Source organism: Mesorhizobium sp. CNPSo 4670 (assembly GCF_057784235.1).
Genome location: NZ_JBWJFQ010000020.1, coordinates 1 through 19,243, shown reverse-complemented (window position 1 = coordinate 19,243; position 19,243 = coordinate 1). Strand labels below are relative to the sequence as shown.

The 19,243-nt window shown below is 61.8% G+C and carries 14 protein-coding genes and 1 tRNA gene; 11 read left to right on the top strand and 4 right to left on the bottom strand.

Going from position 1 to position 19,243, the window contains the following annotated elements:
* The first annotated feature begins 148 nt into the window (after positions 1 to 148).
* From AC0ZT5_RS27190 to AC0ZT5_RS27170, 5 genes are all read left to right on the top strand, one after another.
* Positions 149 to 1,102, top strand: coding sequence for a DMT family transporter (locus AC0ZT5_RS27190; RefSeq protein WP_488498943.1), 954 nt, complete (start codon positions 149 to 151; stop codon positions 1,100 to 1,102).
* Positions 1,103 to 1,451: 349 nt separating this feature from the next.
* Positions 1,452 to 2,549, top strand: a complete 1,098-nt coding sequence (locus AC0ZT5_RS27185; protein ID WP_488498942.1) for a polyamine ABC transporter substrate-binding protein — start codon at positions 1,452 to 1,454, stop codon at positions 2,547 to 2,549.
* A gap of 83 nt (positions 2,550 to 2,632) precedes the next feature.
* The gene (locus tag AC0ZT5_RS27180; RefSeq protein WP_095088558.1) at positions 2,633 to 3,772 is read left to right on the top strand and encodes an ABC transporter ATP-binding protein; all 1,140 of its coding nucleotides are present in this window, start codon (positions 2,633 to 2,635) and stop codon (positions 3,770 to 3,772) included.
* Positions 3,773 to 3,781: 9 nt separating this feature from the next.
* Positions 3,782 to 4,753 carry an ABC transporter permease subunit gene (locus AC0ZT5_RS27175; protein WP_488498941.1) on the top strand — a complete coding sequence of 324 codons (972 nt, stop codon included), beginning with the start codon at positions 3,782 to 3,784 and terminating at the stop codon, positions 4,751 to 4,753.
* The gene (locus tag AC0ZT5_RS27170; protein WP_095088554.1) at positions 4,750 to 5,568 is read left to right on the top strand and encodes an ABC transporter permease; all 819 of its coding nucleotides are present in this window, start codon (positions 4,750 to 4,752) and stop codon (positions 5,566 to 5,568) included. Before AC0ZT5_RS27175 ends, AC0ZT5_RS27170 begins: the two co-directional genes overlap by 4 nt.
* Before the next feature lie 95 nt (positions 5,569 to 5,663).
* On the opposite strand, the gene AC0ZT5_RS27165 is transcribed toward AC0ZT5_RS27170, so the two are convergent.
* The gene (locus tag AC0ZT5_RS27165; RefSeq protein ID WP_477289727.1) at positions 5,664 to 7,517 is read right to left on the bottom strand and encodes an AsmA family protein; all 1,854 of its coding nucleotides are present in this window, start codon (positions 7,515 to 7,517) and stop codon (positions 5,664 to 5,666) included.
* A gap of 200 nt (positions 7,518 to 7,717) precedes the next feature.
* On the opposite strand from AC0ZT5_RS27165, the gene AC0ZT5_RS27160 reads away from it, so the two are divergent.
* Positions 7,718 to 9,676: an acetoacetate--CoA ligase gene (locus AC0ZT5_RS27160; RefSeq protein ID WP_488498940.1), complete on the top strand. Its 1,959-nt coding sequence runs from the start codon at positions 7,718 to 7,720 to the stop codon at positions 9,674 to 9,676.
* Between the two features lie 369 nt (positions 9,677 to 10,045).
* Here AC0ZT5_RS27160 and AC0ZT5_RS27155 read toward each other — a convergent pair whose 3' ends face one another.
* Positions 10,046 to 14,020 (bottom strand): PAS domain S-box protein, encoded by a 3,975-nt coding sequence (locus AC0ZT5_RS27155; protein ID WP_488498939.1) that lies wholly within the window; start codon positions 14,018 to 14,020, stop codon positions 10,046 to 10,048.
* A 248-nt stretch (positions 14,021 to 14,268) separates the two neighbouring features.
* Between AC0ZT5_RS27155 and AC0ZT5_RS27150 the strand changes: the two genes are divergently transcribed.
* Complete coding sequence (locus AC0ZT5_RS27150; protein ID WP_095088547.1) at positions 14,269 to 14,727, top strand: phasin; 459 nt, start codon at positions 14,269 to 14,271, stop codon at positions 14,725 to 14,727.
* A 347-nt stretch (positions 14,728 to 15,074) separates the two neighbouring features.
* Positions 15,075 to 15,151, top strand: a tRNA-His gene (locus AC0ZT5_RS27145).
* A gap of 433 nt (positions 15,152 to 15,584) precedes the next feature.
* Here the strand turns inward: AC0ZT5_RS27145 and AC0ZT5_RS27140 are convergent.
* Positions 15,585 to 15,767 carry a hypothetical protein gene (locus AC0ZT5_RS27140; protein WP_488498938.1) on the bottom strand — a complete coding sequence of 61 codons (183 nt, stop codon included), beginning with the start codon at positions 15,765 to 15,767 and terminating at the stop codon, positions 15,585 to 15,587.
* Between the two features lie 362 nt (positions 15,768 to 16,129).
* Entirely contained in the window at positions 16,130 to 17,065 is a 936-nt protein-coding gene (locus tag AC0ZT5_RS27135) for a LysR family transcriptional regulator (protein WP_488498937.1), read from the bottom strand.
* Between the two features lie 578 nt (positions 17,066 to 17,643).
* Between AC0ZT5_RS27135 and AC0ZT5_RS27130 the strand changes: the two genes are divergently transcribed.
* The 3 genes from AC0ZT5_RS27130 to AC0ZT5_RS27120 form a co-directional block, all read left to right on the top strand.
* The gene (locus tag AC0ZT5_RS27130) at positions 17,644 to 18,039 is read left to right on the top strand and encodes a hypothetical protein (protein ID WP_488498936.1); all 396 of its coding nucleotides are present in this window, start codon (positions 17,644 to 17,646) and stop codon (positions 18,037 to 18,039) included.
* A gap of 168 nt (positions 18,040 to 18,207) precedes the next feature.
* Positions 18,208 to 18,684 (top strand): hypothetical protein, encoded by a 477-nt coding sequence (locus AC0ZT5_RS27125; protein WP_488499020.1) that lies wholly within the window; start codon positions 18,208 to 18,210, stop codon positions 18,682 to 18,684.
* A 322-nt stretch (positions 18,685 to 19,006) separates the two neighbouring features.
* A partial coding sequence (locus AC0ZT5_RS27120; protein ID WP_488497803.1) for a MarR family winged helix-turn-helix transcriptional regulator occupies positions 19,007 to 19,243 on the top strand: 237 nt, incomplete at its 3' end.

The window sequence follows — 19,243 nt, the reverse complement described above, 5'->3', positions numbered from 1 at the left end:
CCGGGCGCCAGTGACGCCGGACTGGGTGCCACAATTGTCGTCGGTCACTGGCTCACCCCCGGCCTTCGCCTTTGCGTTACGCGAACGGAGTATCTTTTTGTCGTCCCTTGCGCATCGTCCCGTCCACAAAAGCCTGACAGTCGCGCCCATGACCGACACAGCACCATCACCGAGCGTTGTTTTGTCGACCGTCTCGCCGCGCGAGGAACGCGTCGGCATGCTTTTGGTGTTTCTGTCGGCGCTGATGTGGAGTTTCGGCGGCACCATTGCCCGCTTCATCGCCGTCGGCGACAGCTGGACGGTTATTTTCTGGCGCTCCGTCTGGGCAGCGGCCTTCCTGATCTGCTTCATGGTCTGGCGCGACGGCTGGCGCGGCACGCTGAAATTGTTCCGCGACATGGGTCTGCCCGGCCTGGCCGTCGGGCTCTGCTTCGCCACGGCATCGACCGCCTTCGTCGTCGCACTTGCCTACACAACCGTCGCCAACATCCTGCTGATGCAGGCCGGCGTGCCGCTTCTGGCGGCGCTGTTTGCCTGGGCGTTGTTTCGCGAGAGGGTGAGTGTCGCGACCTGGCTGGCGATTGCCGCCGTCATCACCGGTGTCGCCATCATGGTGTCGGAATCGCTTGATGGCGCCGTCTCGCCGATAGGCGACGGGCTGGCGCTCTTGATTGCTGTCATGTTCTCGATCGCCACCGTCATCACCCGGCGGTTCTCCGGCGTGCGCATGACGCCGGCGACCTGCGTCGGCACCATGCTTGCGGCGGGCTTTGCCGCCTCGCAGGCATCGACATTCGCCGTGTCGGCCAGTGACATGGGCTTTCTCTTTGCCTTCGGCGTTATCAATCTCGGTCTTGGCCTTGCCTTCTTCGCCACCGGGGCGCGGCTGATTCCGGCGGCCGTCGCCGCACTGATCGGCACGTTCGAGCCGATCCTCGGCCCGATATGGGTCTGGTTGGTCCATTCCGAGGTGCCGTCGGGGCGCACCATCATCGGCGGCGCGGTGGTGGTGACGGCGCTGCTCGTCCATATCGGGCTCGAATTCAAGCGCCAGGCACGACCCGAGCGCGCAGGGGTCACCGGGGTGCCATCGCCTAATTGACGCCGCGTGCAGCTTTGCCATTGACAAATTCGCTGCCGCGCGGGCAGGCTGAGACTACGCAACAACAAGACAGGCGTATCTTGCCAAGTCTCCCTGCCGGTCAGATCGAGACCGGACCACATCGTCGTATCTCTGCCCCCGCCACGGCGAAAGCCTTTGACGGTATCCGCACGCCTCCCAGGCAGCGACAGGGACACAAACCCACCACCCGCCGCTCATCGAACCGCCCGCATGCTGTCGGCAGTTGGCGCTTGTTGCTTCCTGGAAAGCTCAATAGTCTGAAACAAAAGCCCGGCCGCGCGGGGTCCGCGACGAGCCGGCGAAGGAACACTCACCAAAGGAGAATAGCATGATCCGCAAAGCGCTCTGGCTTTCGGCGACCTCGGTATTTCTGACGCTTTTCACCGTCGGTGGCCATGCCGAAGATCGTGTCGTCAACGTCTTTAACTGGTCGGATTATATCGACAGTTCGATCATCGATGATTTCACCAAGAAAACCGGCATCAAGGTCGTCTATGACACCTTCGATTCCAACGAAATCCTCGAAACCAAACTGCTTGCCGGCGGCAGCGGCTATGACGTGGTCGTGCCCAGCGGCAACTTCCTCGCGCGCCAGATCCAGGCCGGCGTGTTCCAGAAGCTCGACAAGTCGAAACTGCCGAACATCTCCAACATGTGGGACACGGTTTCGGAGCGAACCGCCAAATACGACCCCGGCAATGAATACTCGGTCAACTATATGTGGGGCACGGTTGGTCTCGGCTACAACATCAAGAAGGTGCAGGCGGCACTCGGCACCGACAAGATCGACAGCTGGGATGTGTTCTTCAATCCGGACAGTCTGGCCAAGTTGAAGGACTGCGGCGTCTATGTGCTGGATTCACCGGCCGACATCATCCCGGCGGCGCTCAAATATCTCGGTCTCGACCCCAACAGCACCTCGCCCGACGATATCGCCAAGGCCGAGGAGGCCCTGCTCAAGGTCCGGCCTTACATCAGAAAGTTCCACTCCTCGGAGTACATCAACGCACTCGCCAATGGCGATATCTGCCTGGCCGTCGGCTGGTCGGGTGACGTGTTCCAGGCCCGCAACCGCGCGGTCGAGGCCAAGCAAGGCGTGGAAATCGGCTATTCCGTGCCGAAGGAAGGCGCTCAGATGTGGTTCGATCAGATGGCGATCCCCGCCGATGCGCCGCATGTCGCCGAGGCGCTCGAATTCATCAACTACATGATGACGCCGGAAGTGATCGCCAAATCGTCGAACTATGTGCTCTACGCCAACGGCAACAAGGCGTCGCAGCAGTTCGTCGACAAGGCGCTTCTCGACGACCCGTCAGTCTATCCCGATGAGGCGACCTTGCAGAAGCTCTATACGGTCCAGCCTTACGATCCCAAGACCCAGCGTCTGATCACACGCAGCTGGACCAAGATCGTCACCGGCCAATAAGCAATCTGAGACGGTCCCGGCAGCCACCTGCCGGGACCGATTCTTTCTGGGGCAAGAAGCAAGAAACACGTACGGAGTGGGACATGAAATCGCTTGGCAGCATCCGCAGGGATTTTGCGCCGTGGAACGACCCGAACGCCAAGCCATACATCCAGTTCGACAATGTCACCAAGAAGTTCGGTGACTTCACCGCCGTCAACAATCTGTCGCTGACCATCTTCGAGCGCGAGTTCTTCGCCCTGCTCGGAGCGTCGGGCTGCGGAAAATCGACGCTGCTCAGGATGCTCGCAGGCTTCGAGGAGCCGACAGCCGGCCGCATCCTGCTCGACGGCCAGGATCTGCGCGGCATTCCGCCTTATCGGAGGCCGGTCAACATGATGTTCCAGTCCTATGCGCTGTTCCCGCATATGACGGTCGAGAATAACATCGCCTTTGGCCTCAAGCAGGACGGCATGCCGAAGCCCGAGATCGCGTCTCGCGTCGCCGAGATGCTGAAGCTGGTCAAGCTCGAGCAGTTCGCCAAGCGCAAGCCGCATCAATTGTCCGGTGGCCAGCGCCAGCGCGTCGCGCTCGCCCGCTCGGTTGCCAAGCGGCCCAAGGTGCTGTTGCTCGACGAGCCGCTCGGCGCGCTGGACAAGAAGCTGCGCGAGGAAACACAGTTCGAATTGATGGACCTGCAGCAGAATCTCGGCCTGACCTTCGTCGTCGTCACCCACGACCAGGAAGAAGCGATGACCATGGCCGATCGCATCGCCATCATCGACAAGGGCGAGGTGATGCAGGTGGCGACGCCCGCCGAAGTCTATGAAGCCCCGACATCGCGCTTTGTCGCCCATTTCGTCGGCAACGTGAACATGTTCGAGGGCAAGGTCGCCGAGCAGACCGCAAACACGACACGCATCGCGGGTTCGAGCGGAGCCCAGATCGTCGTCGACAACGCCGCCAAGACGGCTGCAGGCGCCGATATCGTGTTCGCCATCAGGCCGGAAAAGATCAAGATTTCGTCTAAAAAGCCGGCCGATGCGGTGAATGCACTTGAAGGTGAAGTCTATGACATTGCCTATCTCGGCGACATGACCGTTTTTCACGTCCGGCTGGATGACGGGCAGATGGTGCGGGCCAGCACCATGAATGCGGCCCGCATCACCGAGGATCCGCTAAGCTGGAACGACCGCGCCTGGGTTTCTTTCCGGCCCGACGCCGGCGTCGTGCTGACGCGGTAGGGGGCGGTCATGTCGAACGCCGCCGTCACCTCCGCATCAGCCCCGGCAACCAATTCCGACCAATCCATCCTGGCCAGGCTGGGAGCGGCTTTCGTTGGCCGCCTGGTCATCATCATCCCCTATGTCTGGCTGCTTTTTTTCTTCCTCATTCCCTTCATCATCGTCTTCAAGATTTCGCTGTCGCAGACGGCGATCGCCATGCCGCCCTACACGCCGGTGCTCGACTTCAAGGACGGCATCTCCGGGTTCTTCGGCGGCTTTGGCGCGCTCAGCTTCGACAACTACGCCTGGCTGACGCAGGATGCCCTCTATTTCAACGCCTATGTGACAAGCGTCATCATCGCCGCGATCTCGACGGTCCTGACGCTGATCGTCGGCTACCCGATCGCCTACGGCATGGCACGCGCGCCGGCAACGATCCGTCCGACATTGCTGATGCTGGTGATCCTGCCGTTCTGGACCTCGTTCCTGATCCGCGTCTATGCCTGGATCGGCATCCTCAAGCCCGAGGGGCTGCTCAACCAGCTGCTGCTTGCCACAGGCATCATCAGCCAGCCCCTGATCATCCTCAACACCTACACGGCGATCTTCATCGGTATCGTCTATTCCTACCTGCCGTTCATGGTGCTGCCGCTCTATTCGTCGCTTGAAAAGATGGACTATTCGCTGATCGAGGCCGCCAAGGATCTTGGCTGCCCGCCGACCAGCGCGTTCTGGAAGATCACCTTTCCGCTGTCGCTGCCGGGCGTCATCGCCGGCTGTCTGCTGGTGTTCATCCCCGCCGTCGGCGAGTTCGTCATTCCCGATTTGCTCGGTGGATCGCAGACGCTGATGATCGGCAAGACGCTGTGGAACGAGTTCTTCGCCAATCGTGACTGGCCGGTGTCGTCGGCCGTGGCCGTCATCCTTCTGCTGCTTTTGACCGTGCCGATCATGTTCTTCCAGCAGGCCCAGGCGCGCGCCCAGGAGCAGGACAAATGAACACCACCTGGAGCCGCTTCAACGTCACCTCGATCGTGCTGGGCTTTGCCTTCTTGTACCTGCCGATCGTCCTGCTCATTGTCTTCTCCTTCAACGAGTCGAAACTGGTTACCGTCTGGGGCGGTTTCTCGACCAAATGGTACGTTTCGCTGTTCCACAATCAGGGCCTGATGGACGCCACCTGGGTCACGGCCCGCGTCGGCGTCATTTCGGCCACGGTTGCGACCGTGCTCGGCACGCTGGCGGCGCTCACCTTGACCCGCTACACGCGGTTCAGGGGCAGGTTGCTGTTTTCAGGCATGGTCTTTGCGCCGCTGGTCATGCCTGAAGTCATCACCGGCCTGTCGCTGCTGCTGCTGTTTGTCGCCGTCGGTCTCGACCGCGGCTTCCTGACCGTCACGCTCGCCCACATCACGCTCACCATGTGCTTCGTCGCCGTCGTCGTGCAGTCGCGCCTGGTCAGCTTCGACCGCTCCCTGGAAGAAGCTGCGATGGATCTGGGCGCAACGCCGGTGAAGACCTTCTTCCAGATCACGCTGCCGGTCATCATGCCGGCGATCGTGTCCGGCTGGATGCTGGCCTTCACGCTTTCGCTCGACGATCTGGTCATCGCCAGCTTCACCTCCGGGCCTGGCGCAACAACGCTGCCAATGAAGATCTACAGCCAGGTGCGTCTCGGCGTGACGCCGGAGATCAACGCCGCTTGCACCATCCTGATCGCCGTTGTCGCGGTCGGCGTCATCATCGCCTCGGTCGCCAACAAGCGGCGTGAGGTGCAGCGCCAACTCGACGAGCGGGCGGCACAACGCGGCTGAAGCAATTCCAGGAAAAAGTGTGGCTGCGGTTTTCCCCGGAAAAGCGCGTAGCGCTTTCCCTGGGGAATTGCGTCAGGACAAAGCGGGGCTAACGTCTATTCCCCTGAAACGCCGCGGCTGATCGGGGAGATGAACGGCGTGGTCCACGTCCCGCCGACGAAGAACGATGCTTGGTTGGGGCCTTGCTGGCCGTTGGCCTGCGTTCCCGCCTGGTCCGGCTGGATGATTCCGCCGGACAGGGCCAGTCCTCGTCCGGCGTAGGACGCGATCCCGGACAGCCAGAGCTTGTATTTCGCCGAATTGGCTTCGGCCTTGTCGATCCGCGCCACGCCCTTCGTAATGCTGGCCTTGATTTCGGCACCGTCGATCGGCAGTGTTCCGTCGGAGACGTCGTCGAGCGCGAAGAAGCCGCCTTGTTCGGTATGCTTGAGGAAGGCGGGCAGGTTGAGCTTGTTCAACGCACCCGGTCCGAAGGTTGCAGTGACCGAGCCGTCGGCATTGTCGAAGATGGAATCCCAGGTTCTGCCCGGTCCCTTGAGGATAACCGAGACCGTTCCAGTACCGACCGGAACCAGCCGCGTCATTCCCGCCGCCGTACCGAAGGCACCGCCGTCGATATCGGACGCCAGCAGCCGGATCTCGACCTGCGAGCCTTCCGGCTTGCGGTCGAAGCGAAGGCTGCTCTGGATGTTGCCGCCAAAGGCCGAGGCATCCGAAATATCGAAGACGGAAAGACCATCCTTGACCTGTGCGGTGGCGGCGACGTCGGCGAGTTGGATCGGCCCCGCCGTGGCGTGCGCTGCCGACAGCCTGAGATCGAGATTGATCTTGTCGGCAAAACTTGTGTCGATGTCGCCGGGTTCCGCCCCTCCGGTCGGCGCCAGTGGCGTGAAGGCCGACAGAAACGATCTGAGGTCGAGCGTATCGAAGGCGAGCGTGCCGGAGATCACCGGCTGCGCCTCGCCCAGCGAGAGATCCAGCGCACCCATTCCTGGATTGTTGTCCAGCGCGATCGCGGTGTTGTCGAATTTGACGCGCCCTGCCGTCGCTGTGATCTTGCTCGAAATGCTGACCGAGCCGATCGCAGCACTCGGCGCGATACCGGCCTGCGACCATTCCAGGACACGCCGCAGCGAAGGCGCCGAGAATTTCGCCTGGCCGTCGAAATAAGCGTTTTCGGACATGCTGGCCGTGCCGTCGAACGAGAAGGTCGCGGGTGCCGCCTTGAAGGACAGCGTGAGCGGTGCCGTACCACCGGCAAACAGCACAAGCGGCTTCGGCGAGGCGACGTCCAGGGCAACGCTTTCGCCACGCCAGATCCCTGTTGCCGAGAGCGTCGCATTGCTGTTCATCGCCGCCCAATTCGCCTGGCCGGACAGGCTGCTCAGGATCTCGACGTCCTTGCCGGCGATGGACGCGACCATGCGACCGTCGCGGAACTCCACCGTGCCGAACGTGTCGGCCGGCAGCTTGTCGAGGTTGGGCTTGGCGGGATCGGCATTGACCACGCCGCGCGCCGTGTCGATGGAACGCGTGATGCGCCCGCCGGTCGGGACGGCAGGCAGGAAAAAGCCGGCCGGTGTTCGCTCAACCCGGATCGTCGGCCGCACCAGCCGCGCTGTCGAAAACTCCACGTCGCCGCGCAAGGCCGCCATGGCGGAAAGGTCAACCTCGACCCGTTCTGCCTCGACCACCGGCGGCGCCTCGGTGTCGGTCCATTGCGAAAGCGTCACATCGGTCAGGATCGCGCGGAATTTCGGCCAGACCTCGATGCGCGGCGAGCCGTCGATGGCGACCCGGAAACCACTCCACGCACTCATCTCCCAGGCGATGCGGTCGCGCACGATCCGGGTGGAGGCGATCAACGGCAGCGCGGCAACGACCAGCGCGATGACGAGCACGGCAGTGCCGATCGCCCATATTCCGCGCCGGATCAAAGATGATGGCATATCGCCCCGTATGTTTCCATTCCGACAAAAATCGCCTGACGGGTGTAACCCCAGTCGTCACTACGACTTAGGGCTGAGGCATTTCAAGTCTTTATGGCCCGGCGATGGCATTTGCGCACATCTGGTCTCACTGACCGAACAAAATCTTGCTCTGCTGCGCTGCGATATGCATAAGCGGTGGCGACCGCGGAGGAACGATCATGGCTGCCGAAGTACCGCTCTGGACCCCGACGCAAGACCAGATTGATGCAGCACCCTTGACTGCTTTCATGAAGGCCGCGGCAGTGAAAGCCGGCGTAGCGTTTTCTTCGTATTCGGAGCTTCACCGCTGGTCGGTCGAGGACCGCGAAGGGTTCTGGAACCTGGTCTGGGACTTCGGCGGCATCGTCGGCGACAAGGGCAAGACCGTGCTTGTAGACGGCGACAGGATGCCTGGTGCTTCCTTCTTCCCCGACGCGACCCTGAATTTCGCCGAGAACCTGCTGAAGAAGACCGGCGCTGGCGAGGCAATCGTGTTTCGCGGCGAGGACAAGGTCGAGCGCCGGCTGTCATGGAACGAGCTGCAGGCGCTGACGTCGCGGCTGCAGCAGCTTTTCCTGTCGCTCAAGGTGAAGAGGGGCGATCGCATCGCGGCGATGATGCCCAACATGCCGGAGACCGTTGCCGCCATGCTGGCTGCCGCCTCGATCGGCGCTGTCTGGTCGTCCTGCTCTCCCGATTTCGGCGAGCAGGGCGTGCTCGACCGCTTTGGCCAGATCGAGCCGGTCGTCTTCATCGCGCCCGATGGCTACTGGTACAATGGCAAGGCTATCGAGGTCGCCGACAAGATCGCCGCGGTTGCGGCCAAGCTTGGCACGGTGCACAAGGTTCTAGTCGTCGACTATCTCGGCACCTCGAGCGATGTCGCTGATATCATCGACAAGGCCGTGGCGCTGGAAGAGGCGCTTTCGCCTTTCGCCGTCAAGCCAGTCACCTTCGAGCGGCTGCCGTTCGCGCATCCGCTCTACATCCTGTTCTCGTCGGGAACGACCGGCATTCCCAAATGCATCGTCCATTCGGCCGGCGGCACGCTGATCCAGCATGTCAAGGAACATCGGCTGCATGCGGGTCTCGCCGACGGCGATCGCTTCTTCTACTTCACCACCTGCGGCTGGATGATGTGGAACTGGCTGGTGTCGGGGCTCGCGTCGGGCGCGACGCTGCTGCTTTATGACGGCTCTCCGTTCTACCCAAACGGCAATGTACTGTTCGACTTCGCCGATGCCGAGAAGATGACCTTTTTCGGCACCTCGGCCAAGTTCATCGATTCCGTGCGCAAGGCCGGTCTCAAGCCGATCCGCACGCATGACCTGTCGAGCGTGCGGGCGATTTCTTCCACCGGGTCGCCGCTGTCACCGGAGGATTTCCGCTTCGTCGATGACGGCATCAGCAAGGACGTGCATCTGGCGTCGGTGTCCGGCGGCACCGACATCGTCTCCTGCTTCGTGCTCGGCGTGCCGACGCAACCGGTGTGGACCGGCGAGATCCAGGGACCTGGCCTTGGCCTTGCCGTCGATGTCTGGGACGACGACGGCAAGCCGATCAGCCAGGAGAAGGGCGAGCTTGTCTGCACCAAGGCATTTCCGTCGATGCCGATCGGCTTCTGGAACGATCCCGAGGGCAAGAAATACCAGGCAGCCTATTTCGAGCGTTTCGACAATGTCTGGTGCCATGGCGATTTCGCCGAATGGACCGTGCATGGCGGCATGATCATCCACGGCCGCTCCGACGCGACGCTTAATCCGGGCGGCGTGCGCATCGGCACGGCGGAGATCTACAACCAGGTCGAACAGATGCCGGAGATACTCGAAGCGCTTTGCATCGGCCAGGATTTCGACAACGACGTGCGCGTCGTGCTGTTCGTGCGGCTCGCAGCCGGCGTCAAACTGGATGACGATCTGGAAAAGCGCATCCGCTCCAAGATCCGCAGCGGGGCGAGCCCGCGTCACGTACCAGCCAAGATCGTCGCCGTCACCGACATCCCGCGTACCAAGTCCGGCAAGATCACAGAGCTTGCCGTACGCGACGTCGTCCACGGCCGTGCCATCAAGAACAAGGAGGCGCTCGCCAACCCCGAGGCGCTGGAGCTGTTCAGGAACCTGCCGCAGTTGGCCGACTGATCGGGCAGGCATGGTTAACCAAATATGTCGCGAGAATTTACCTAGATTTCATGAGTGGTACACATTCGTAAACTTTCCGCGGCGCCGGTAAGGAGTTGTTAAGGCCCGGCGTCGATAGTCGCACGTAACTTGAGGGAGAAATCCCGTTCCTCTGCCCCCGGAGGATCTGAATTCGCTCAAGCCCCGTTGTGACAGCAATCCCATCTCTTAAGGCGTCCTCTTGGGCGCCTTTTCTTTTTTCTGATGCATGTTTCTGATGCATGTCGCCCAAAAGTTGGTCCAGGTTTTGGGAGAACGACATGCATAAGCGCATCGCCTGAATCCGAACAGGCGCCATGCGCTTGAGGCCGGACTGTTTTCCGGAAATGCTTATTCGGCGAGCACGCGGGTCGACGGAAACGCGACCTCGACCAGGGTGCCTTCACCCGGTGTCGAGTTGATGGTGAACCGGGCGCGGTTGGCTTCCACCATCGCCTTGGTCAGCGGGAGTCCAAGCCCCGTGCCGTCGCCACGTCCGCGCTTCAACGCGTTGATCTGCTTGAACGGCTTCAGTGCCTGCTCGATCTCGGCGTGGCTCATGCCGATGCCGGTGTCGCGCACCCGCATGACGACGTCGCCCGATGTCTCATAGGCGGTCGAGACGATCACCTGGCCGCCGGCTTGGGTGTAGCGAATTGCATTCGACAGGATGTTGAGCGCGATCTGGCGCACGCTGCGCAGGTCGGCCACCACTTCCGGCAGCCGCGACGCGAAGCTGGAGCGGATAATGACGCGCTCGCGGTTGGCCTGCGGCTGCATCATCGCCACCGTCTCGGCCAGCGTGTCGTTGAGCGACACTGCCTCGTATGCCATCTCCTGCTGGCCGGCCTCGATCTTCGAGATATCGAGCAGGTCGTTGACGAGGTCGAGCACATGGTTGCCGGAGCGATTGATGTCGCGCAGATAGTCGCGGTAGCGGTCATTGGCGACCGGTCCGAACTTCTCGTCGACCATCAGTTCGGAAAAGCCGATGATGGCGTTGAGCGGCGTGCGGATCTCGTGGCTGATGCGGGCGAGGAAATCGGTCTTTTGCGAGGACGCACGCTCGGCCACCGCGCGTGCCTGGGTCAGGTCCTCTTCGGCCCGTTTCCACTGCGTGATGTCACGCACGACGGCACAAAAGCCGCTGTCGTTGGGCAGCCTGCCGATGGTCATGAACAGCGGGATGAAGCGCCCCTGCGCCTCGCGCCCGATCACCTCGCGGCCGTCATTCATCACGCTCGCCACGCCGGGCTCGGACAGTCCGTTGAGGTAGTCGCGCGCCGCACGCTGGCTTTCGATCGCAAACAGCGAAGCGAACGGCTTGCCGGTCACGTCGTCGCTGTCGAAACCGAACAGTGCTTCTGCCGGCCGGCTGATCGAGCGGATGGTGCCATCACGGCCGATCAGCACGACGCCGTCGGTGGCGGTGTCGATGATGGTGCGCATCTCGGCGATGCGTGCCTTGAGCTCGGGAATGTCGGGCTGCGTCTGCTCGTCGCCAACCACATGCAGGGCCGCCGGCGCGTCGTCTTCGCCGGTGCGGCGCACGACCAGCATCAATGCCTTGCCGTCACGCCAGGGGACGGAGCGCAGGATAGCCTCGATCGGGAATTCTTGCCGATCGCGCGTCTTCAGTCGCAAGGCGCGATCGGTGCCGTCGGAGGTGCCATCGTGGGCGTAGGGGTCGGCAAACAGCGCGCCGAGGCCGCCGGCATCCGCCAGGTCGTCGAGCGCCTCATAGCCGGTCAGGTTGAGGAATTCCTCGTTCGCATAGTGCAACTGGTCGCCGGAATGGATGAGCAGCGGCACGGGCAGTTTGCTGAGAAGCGAGGTATCGGGAGCCTTGTGCTCATCTCCGGCCGAAAAGGCCGACGGCACGAACCCTTCGACCTTGAGCGGCGGCACATTAAGGCGTGGGCGCGCGATGCGTGCTGCGGCGCCGCTTGCGCCGGCAGTTTCCGCCACGGATGCGGACAAATTCTCGTCAGAGGCAGCGGCTTCTTCGTCGGGCTGCGCCCAATCTTCACTATCCTCGGCATCGCGAAAATCCGCCGATGTCATGCTGTCGTCATCGACGGCGCCATGTGTCGCATCGGCAGTAGCCGGCTTTTCACCGGTGGCGACGGGCTTGGTGATCTCTGGTTGCGCCGCCATTGGTTCGGAAACCGGGGCCTCGTCAGTGCTGTCCGCGACAGGACCGCGTTCGTCGTCACGGTCGGCATAGTCGAGCAACGAGCCTGGCCGGGTGTCGGCGGGTTCCTCGCGACCGGCTTGGTCCGGGTGACCGCCGTCAAGCCGCGCCAGATCTTCTTCGTCCTCGGCATCGACATCCGTCTCAGACGGCTCGACCGGCATCGTTTCGGTCTCTGGCTCATCGCCGGCAAGCGTCGGCTCTTCGTGCGAGGCCACATCCGGTGTTGACGGAATCTCGCCGACTGCCGGCGCCTTCGTCTCCGCCGTCGGCACCTCCGTCGCGGCTTCGGCAGGTGTCGCGGCTGCCTGTCCCCTGGGATTGTCGAGGCTGGGCTTCTCGGCCTCCGGCGGCTCGACCGGGGAACTGTCCTTCTTCAGCCTTTCGCCGATCTCGCGGAACGCGCTTCGCTCCAGCGTCGACAGGCCCTTATCGTTGGCTGGCTGGCGATGTTCGGCCAGCCGGATCACCTTGTCGGCAAAGCGTCGCTCCGGTTTCGGCACGATGGTCAGCGCCGGCACCTCGCCCTGGAACGGGTCCGATGCCTTCGGCTCCTCGACCTTCGGCTCCTGGGCTTTCGACGCTTCAGCCTTGGGCTGTTCAGGCACGGGTTCGACGGCTTGCGGCTCCGGCGTCTCCGGGGCCTTGCCGTTGGGCACCAGCGCCATGCCGATGGCTTCCGGATCGACGACCGCGTCACTGGCCCGGGCAACGCCGAAGCCACGGAAGCCTTCAAAAGCACGGCTGCGGCCATAGACAGGCAGCGCCGCCAGGTCGACCGGGATCTTCAGGTCGGATCCCGCGACCGGCCACATCACGGAGCGGCCGGACCAGGTATCCCGCCGTTCCAGCAGGCCGGCGATCTCGCCGGAGGGATCGAGGCCGAAAGTCGCCGCCACATCCCTGAAGCGCCGGCCGATCACGTCGGCGGCCGGCTTGCCGACAATGTCGGCGAATTCCGGAGACAGCGTGCTGAACTTGCCATCGGCATCGGTGCGCCAGACGAAGCGCAGTGGCGCCGCCGTGCGGTCGATCGACCGCGCGACCGGGCGTTCGACAGGGGCGGCGGCCTCGGTATCGCGCTGCGTCGGATTTTCCGCCTCCGCGACGACGGCAGGGGGCTCAACCGGCACGGCTGCAGCGGCCCGGTCGGTCCGTTGCGTGTCTTCGCCGGCATTGAAGTACCAGTGATCATGCTGCGCTGGCGTCGCGCCGGCAGTCCCCGGGTCGTTATCCGCCGCCTCCGCAGGCTGCCCCGCTGGATCGGCATTCTCAGACGCTGCCGGCATCGGGATAATCTCGGCGGCTTCCGGAACGCTCGGTACGTCCACGGCTGGGTGTTCGATGCCGATTGCAGGTCTGTTGTCCTGGCCCGGTTCCGGCTGGGCAATCGCGCTTTCCGCCGCCGCGGTTTCAATCTGGGCAGGCGCTTGTGCGTCCGCGCCGCTGTCATCGGCAGCGGACGTGTCGTCGAGTTGGTCCTCGTCGATCACCACCAGCAGATGCCGTTCCTCGGTCAATCTGGCCAGCCCTGCCGGATAGGAGGTCGCGCCGCCGGGAACGAGGCGCTTGACGATGCGGTCGCTCTCATCCGCGACGTCGGCAACCAGCGCCGCCAGCGTCTCCGGCAAGATGCCGAGTGCCGAAAATCCTTCCGAGGCCGCCTCGACATTGCCCCTGGCATCGACAAAGGCGATGAAATGGCCGTCTTCGGTAAAGCCGCCGATGGCGCGAGCGGCGATTTCGCCGGCGCTGCGTGAGCCCGTCTGCGCCGCCGGCACGGTCAGCATGATCGCCTTTTCGGCGTCCGGCATGGTCACGGCGCTGGCCTGGAAGCCGACGGCACGGCTGCTCATGCCCGTTGCCAGCCGCAACGTGATGGCACGGTCGCCGCCAATCTCGGGAAATCCGCTGGTCGCCATGATCTGGCGCCTGGCGATCAACGGCAATTGCGCGGAAGCGCCGATGATCGCCTCGATGTCGGGGTAGCCGAACACTGCGGCTCCTGGCCCATTGGCCCAGATCACCTGCTCCAGATCCGTCGAAAGAATGGCGATCGCGTCGCCGGCGGCAAAACGCTGGCGGACCGCATCGAGCACGGCGACGTCGAGGAAGGAATATTCGGACGGCATGCGCTTGTCGAACCCTCACGGAGCGGCAAATTGCGGTTAACGCTTTGTTAATAAAAGCCGGCGGCGCGAAGGTCCACAAGCCAGAACGTGCAAAGGCCGGAATCTGGGCTCTTGGTTAACGGCCCAAAAGAAATTTATGGTGCACTGCAACAAAGATATTGCAATGCACAAAATTTGCCTTTATATTGCCATCATACAGGAACGAGACGGCTTTCTGTCAAAGCCGCTGACGCTGAAAAGGATGGAAAATGTCCAGGACCAAAACTGCCGACACGATCGAAAACGTTGAATTCCCGAGCTTCGACGCTTCCAAGGCCACCGACCAGATGCGCGCTTTCGCCGAAAAGGGCGTTGAGCAGTCGAAGGAAGCCTATGCCAAGCTGAAGACCGGCGCCGAGGAGACCCAGAAGGCTCTGGAGTCGACCTACGAGACCGCCAAGACCGTTTCCAGCGACCTGTCGCTCAAGACCATTTCCGCTCTCCGCGCCAATGCCGAGGCTGGTTTCTCGCACCTCGAAGCCCTGATCGGCGCCAAGTCGCTGTCGGAAGTCGTCGAGCTGCAGACCGCCTTCCTGCGCAAGCGCGTCGAAATGACCGTCGAGCAGGCCAAGGACTTCCAGACCGTCGCCTCCAAAGCGGCCGAGGACGTCTCCAAGCCGATCAAGACCGCCTTCGAGAAGGCGATGAAGGAAATCAAGGTTGCCTAACATTTGCGCATGATCTGAAGATGCAACAAAAGGTCGCATTTTCTTAAAAACGATTAGGCGTATGATGGTAGCCATCAAGGAATACCCGGCGAGTGGAACCTCCTCCCTCTGCTCCCGGGGTGACCAGCCAGCACCTCCTCCCGCTGGCTCGTAACAGGAAAAGGCCGGCACCTCCTCCCGCCGGCCTTTTTCTTTGTCCGGCGAAAAGTCGATGCTGTTTGTGGGCAAGCGACCTTTGCCTAGCAAAAGTCTTGAATTAAAATCCATTAGCCCGTAAGGACGCATCGCCGAACGACGGAGCGGATCACGGAAAGCGAACTTTCCACCTGGTCCGGCTCGGTGAACGTGCCGTTGTAGCTCAGATGGTTAGAGCGCCGGATTGTGGATCCGGAGGTCGCTGGTTCGATCCCAGCCAACGGTACCATTAGATTAAGTTTCTCCCCTCGTTGATGGTACTCGTCCCACGTAGCTCAACACTCCCAGTTTCGAAAGACCTTGCGTCGACGCGTGCGGTAATCGGCGGCAACGACGTGCAATTAGGCCAGTTCTGTTCCTCGGCCACAGGCCCAAAAATGCTTGCTCACTATTCGGCGATCTCTGCCGATTTGGTAGCCAAGTCTGACGGAATCTCTTTGAAGGGACCCGGGCCTGCAGGGGCAGAGGCGCTGCGGGCGGGCGCGAAAACAAGCTTCAGGAGCAACCGCTCGAACCTTAAACCTTCGGTGTCATCGCGGCTACCGGCAATCCAATGCGCCGGTGTGTCCAGTTCACAGCTGCCGCCGGCCTTCGTCAGGTCAAGATATTCTTGATCGCATTTCGTAGCCTAAAGCGCGATGACGGGCTCCGGCAGGCCTGGACTATCGACTGGCCGCATGAAGACCGCGCCACCCATATCGTTTGCCTTCGTCGCTTCCGTGGCGCTGCTGTTCCAACCCGTCGTGCAGCGTCTTGAGGTCTGGCCCTCCGAAACAGATGCTTGTAACGAAGGTGGCTGGCAAATGGAGAGACCTTCGGAGCGTCCCTCGAGCATCAATGCACACAACTTTGCTGCCGCCATAGAATGCGCATCAGACATTGCCGGCGCTAACAACTTCGAGGCCATCTGGCATTCCGTCATTGTTCGCAAAGGTGAAGAAGACCCGCCGGACACACCAGCCTTTGCCATGATGAGCGTTGTATCGAGCCCGAGCACTACCGGGTGATAAAGGAGCGCAAGTTTACAACGACGAGCCCAAAACGGTGTGGGAGCGGCGATCCGTTGCGACTTGAGCACGGCGGCGCTCAGTGAGCTAGAAGAGATCGAACTGGAGGCCAAAGCCCACGCAACGGCATATCAACCGAGGACGACGTAAGAGCCTTCTATTCGCCCGTATTATGCCGCTTGACCACCGTTGCAGCCGCTTCATGAGAAGCGATGGGCTGTCACGGCGCTCTTGCGCCATTTCTCGATGAATCTAAGAAAGACCCGAAGCGGCATGGGCGTTTGACGACGGCTGGGATGATAAAGGAAAACGCCAGGCAGGGTACGATTCCAGCCCTCCAGCAAGGCCACCAGCCGGCCTCGCGCAAGGTGCCTCGCAACAATCGGCTCCGGGAGGTAGCCAATGCCGACTCCTTCGAGAGTTGCGCTCAGTAGCATATCAAGGTCATTGACGATGAGGGAGCCTTCGACGGCGATCTCGGCATGCTGGTCGCCCCGGGTGAAGACCCAGGGCTGTATGGAGCCGTTGAAGGGCGAACGGAATTGGATGCAGTCGTGGGCATGCAGATCTTTTGGAAGCGACGGTCTCGAATGGCGCGTCAGATAAGTCGGAGCGGCGACCGCAAGCATCCTGAACTCGTCCGCGATGCGCAAGATCGTCATGTCGCGCTCGATCCTGTGCCCGACACCAATTCCGGCATCGAACCTGCCGCTGACAATGTCGTTGCTCGTATCATCGACATGGATTTCAAGGTGAATGGCAGGGTATTCCGCGAGAAACGGCTGGATGAGTGGCGCGAGCACCATAGGTGCCAATATCGCGGCGGTCGGCCGTGAGATAGCTAAACGCAATGTCCCAATTGGCTTGTCGCGGAACGAATTTACACTCTCGACAGCTTGATCTATGCCTTGGAGGATCGGCTGTACTTCAGCCAGAAGCCGAACCCCGGCCTCCGTCATGGCAACGCTACGCGTCGTCCGATTGAACAACCGAACGCCGAGCCGCTCCTCAAGCGACCGGATGGTCTGGCTCATGGTGGGCAGGGCGATTCCGACCTCCGCCGCTGCTTTGGTGAAGCTGAGATGTTCCGCGACTGCCACGAAGGCGGTCAGTTCAGTGAGCTGGATAGGAGCCATTCTTCGTCGAAGCCAAACAGCTCCTTCCAATACTCTCGATAGCCAGGACGCCGGCCAATCACCAATTTCCTGGTCGGGCGGTTCGCTCTGACGCGGAACGCGACGCCCTGCGCAAATATGTAGCGAAAGGCAGCCAATCAATAACCGCGCACCCGGCGAGAAGGCCTCGTCGCGACATCGTGATGGTCAGTGCCGGACGATTCAGACCGATTGTTCCCATTCAGGCTACTTGCCTGGTCGCGGCCCCATGGCGGCGCCAAGGGCGGGCGGCGCCATCCAGTTCCGGAGCGGCGCATCGACAGCAGACGTGACCCGCGCCGGTTCGATCATACGGGACAGTCTTCGTAATATCCAAATACCTTCTTCCGGGTATCACCAATTATCCATTTGCCGGCCAATGCCCATCTCGAGTCCAGGCGGATCGAGAACCGTCGGCGGGAGCCTCAAGGCGACCCGACATGACGGCAGGATCTCGAACGCCAGCTCTGTGATGCTGAAGGGTCGCGTCTCCAGATTCGACCGTGCCTCCATTACTACGGCGAGCAGCCGGTAGCCTTCTGCTCGAAGGAGTGCGTGTTATGAGTAATTCAAGGACAATCCTGGCCACGGTCGCCTTGGGCGCCATGCTGGCGACCGGCTCCGCAACGGTGTCGCTCGCTAGTGGCGGCGATGATCGCGGCGCCATGTTCATCAGGAGTCATGGCGGCTTCGGTGGTCGCAGCTTCGACGGCCATCCGTTCGCCAGGGGCCGTGGTGACTTCGGCATGCATCGCGGCTTCAACGGCGATCGTCGCTTCTACAGAAGGCGCCATTTCGATCGCTTCCATCGCAGTGACGACTTGGACGACTTCTCCGGGTTTGTCCCATTTTTTGGACTTGGCGAATATGGGCCGTACTGCGGAGATTACCGCTCGTACGGCCCGGCCAGCGGTACGCATCTCGGGCGCGGTTGGCATCGCTATTACTGCCCGTAGTCAAGCCGCCGTCGAACTCCATTCATCGCTAGACCTAAGGCATCCGGGCCTCGCTGAGGCAGCCCGCACCTTCGTGCCAGCGTCGATCCAGCCAGCCTCAACTGCCAGCAGATTACCACTGCGGTCGTCGATGGGACGATCGCTCAACCCAGAGAAGGAGACCATGTGATGAACATCAAAACTATCTATATGGGAACAGCGCTTGCTCTTTCCGCCGCCGGCGTTGCCTCTGCCGGCGCACTTGATGCCACCGACAACATCAATGGCCAGGCATTCCACGCTGATCCAGTCGTGACAGGCTCGATCAATCCGGCAGAAGGCGCGGATCAAGGCGTCCCTGGCCACCGCGTCACGGCCTTGATGGATCAAATACAGGGCTTGGACCAAGGCATCGCAAATGCGATGCAGTTGAACAAGATCCAGCCGGCCGAGGCGCATAGACTGCATATGCGGGCCGCACACATCAGCCAGGCGGCCCAAAGGGCGGCCGGACGTGGCGAGATGTCGGTCGGGGAGTATCAGCAGTTGTTGCACCAGATCGATGGCCTGAGCCAGACACTTCGCGTCGACACCGGCAGCGCCTTCTTGATGGGCAATGGCGGCGATGGCGGATACTATCCGAACGGCTACGGCCCGAACGACTGAACTCATCCAGACGAGGGACCTGCCCGACGCCCTCGGACTCTTGCTCGAGGGCGTTTCTTTCTCACCGGTGCGATCAAAGAACAGAAAGCCAAAGCGACCGCGGTTCGCCTGTAAGTTCGCATTGGTCGGGCAACCGCCTGAACAGCCTCATCACAACGTGCCGGCAGTCGCTCGGTGAGCGGAGAAGGGCCAATCTTCGCAATCGCCAAAGACCCTCTTCCGAGCATCTGCAGTTATCAAATTGCTGGCCATCACCCATCTATGTGCATGATGATAATAAGCATGCTCACTAAAAGTCGCGTTCAGAAAACCAGCCCCTCCCATGCCATCGTCACCCAACATCAGCTTCGTGCTGCACGATGTCGCGCGTCTGCTTCGAAAGCGGTTCGAGCAGCGGTCGCAGGCGTCGGGGCTGACCCGCTCCCAGTGGCAGGTGCTGGCCTATCTTTCCCGGCATGAAGGCATCCACCAGAACAAACTGGCCGACCTGATCGAGATCATGCCGATCACACTCGCCCGGCTGCTCGACAAGATGGAAGCCCGCGGCTTCGTTGAGCGC

What these genes read in the sequence shown, in the direction of transcription:
- AC0ZT5_RS27160 (WP_488498940.1), top strand. Translation starts at nt 7,718, where the DNA reads ATGGCTGCCGAAGTACCGCTCTGGACCCCGACGCAAGACCAGATTGAT.
- AC0ZT5_RS27165 (WP_477289727.1), bottom strand. Translation starts at nt 7,517, where the DNA reads ATGCCATCATCTTTGATCCGGCGCGGAATATGGGCGATCGGCACTGCC.
- AC0ZT5_RS27185 (WP_488498942.1), top strand. Translation starts at nt 1,452, where the DNA reads ATGATCCGCAAAGCGCTCTGGCTTTCGGCGACCTCGGTATTTCTGACG.
- AC0ZT5_RS27190 (WP_488498943.1), top strand. Translation starts at nt 149, where the DNA reads ATGACCGACACAGCACCATCACCGAGCGTTGTTTTGTCGACCGTCTCG.
- AC0ZT5_RS27135 (WP_488498937.1), bottom strand. Translation starts at nt 17,065, where the DNA reads ATGGCTCCTATCCAGCTCACTGAACTGACCGCCTTCGTGGCAGTCGCG.
- AC0ZT5_RS27175 (WP_488498941.1), top strand. Translation starts at nt 3,782, where the DNA reads ATGTCGAACGCCGCCGTCACCTCCGCATCAGCCCCGGCAACCAATTCC.
- AC0ZT5_RS27170 (WP_095088554.1), top strand. Translation starts at nt 4,750, where the DNA reads ATGAACACCACCTGGAGCCGCTTCAACGTCACCTCGATCGTGCTGGGC.
- AC0ZT5_RS27125 (WP_488499020.1), top strand. Translation starts at nt 18,208, where the DNA reads ATGAACATCAAAACTATCTATATGGGAACAGCGCTTGCTCTTTCCGCC.
- AC0ZT5_RS27155 (WP_488498939.1), bottom strand. Translation starts at nt 14,020, where the DNA reads ATGCCGTCCGAATATTCCTTCCTCGACGTCGCCGTGCTCGATGCGGTC.
- AC0ZT5_RS27130 (WP_488498936.1), top strand. Translation starts at nt 17,644, where the DNA reads ATGAGTAATTCAAGGACAATCCTGGCCACGGTCGCCTTGGGCGCCATG.
- AC0ZT5_RS27180 (WP_095088558.1), top strand. Translation starts at nt 2,633, where the DNA reads ATGAAATCGCTTGGCAGCATCCGCAGGGATTTTGCGCCGTGGAACGAC.
- AC0ZT5_RS27150 (WP_095088547.1), top strand. Translation starts at nt 14,269, where the DNA reads ATGTCCAGGACCAAAACTGCCGACACGATCGAAAACGTTGAATTCCCG.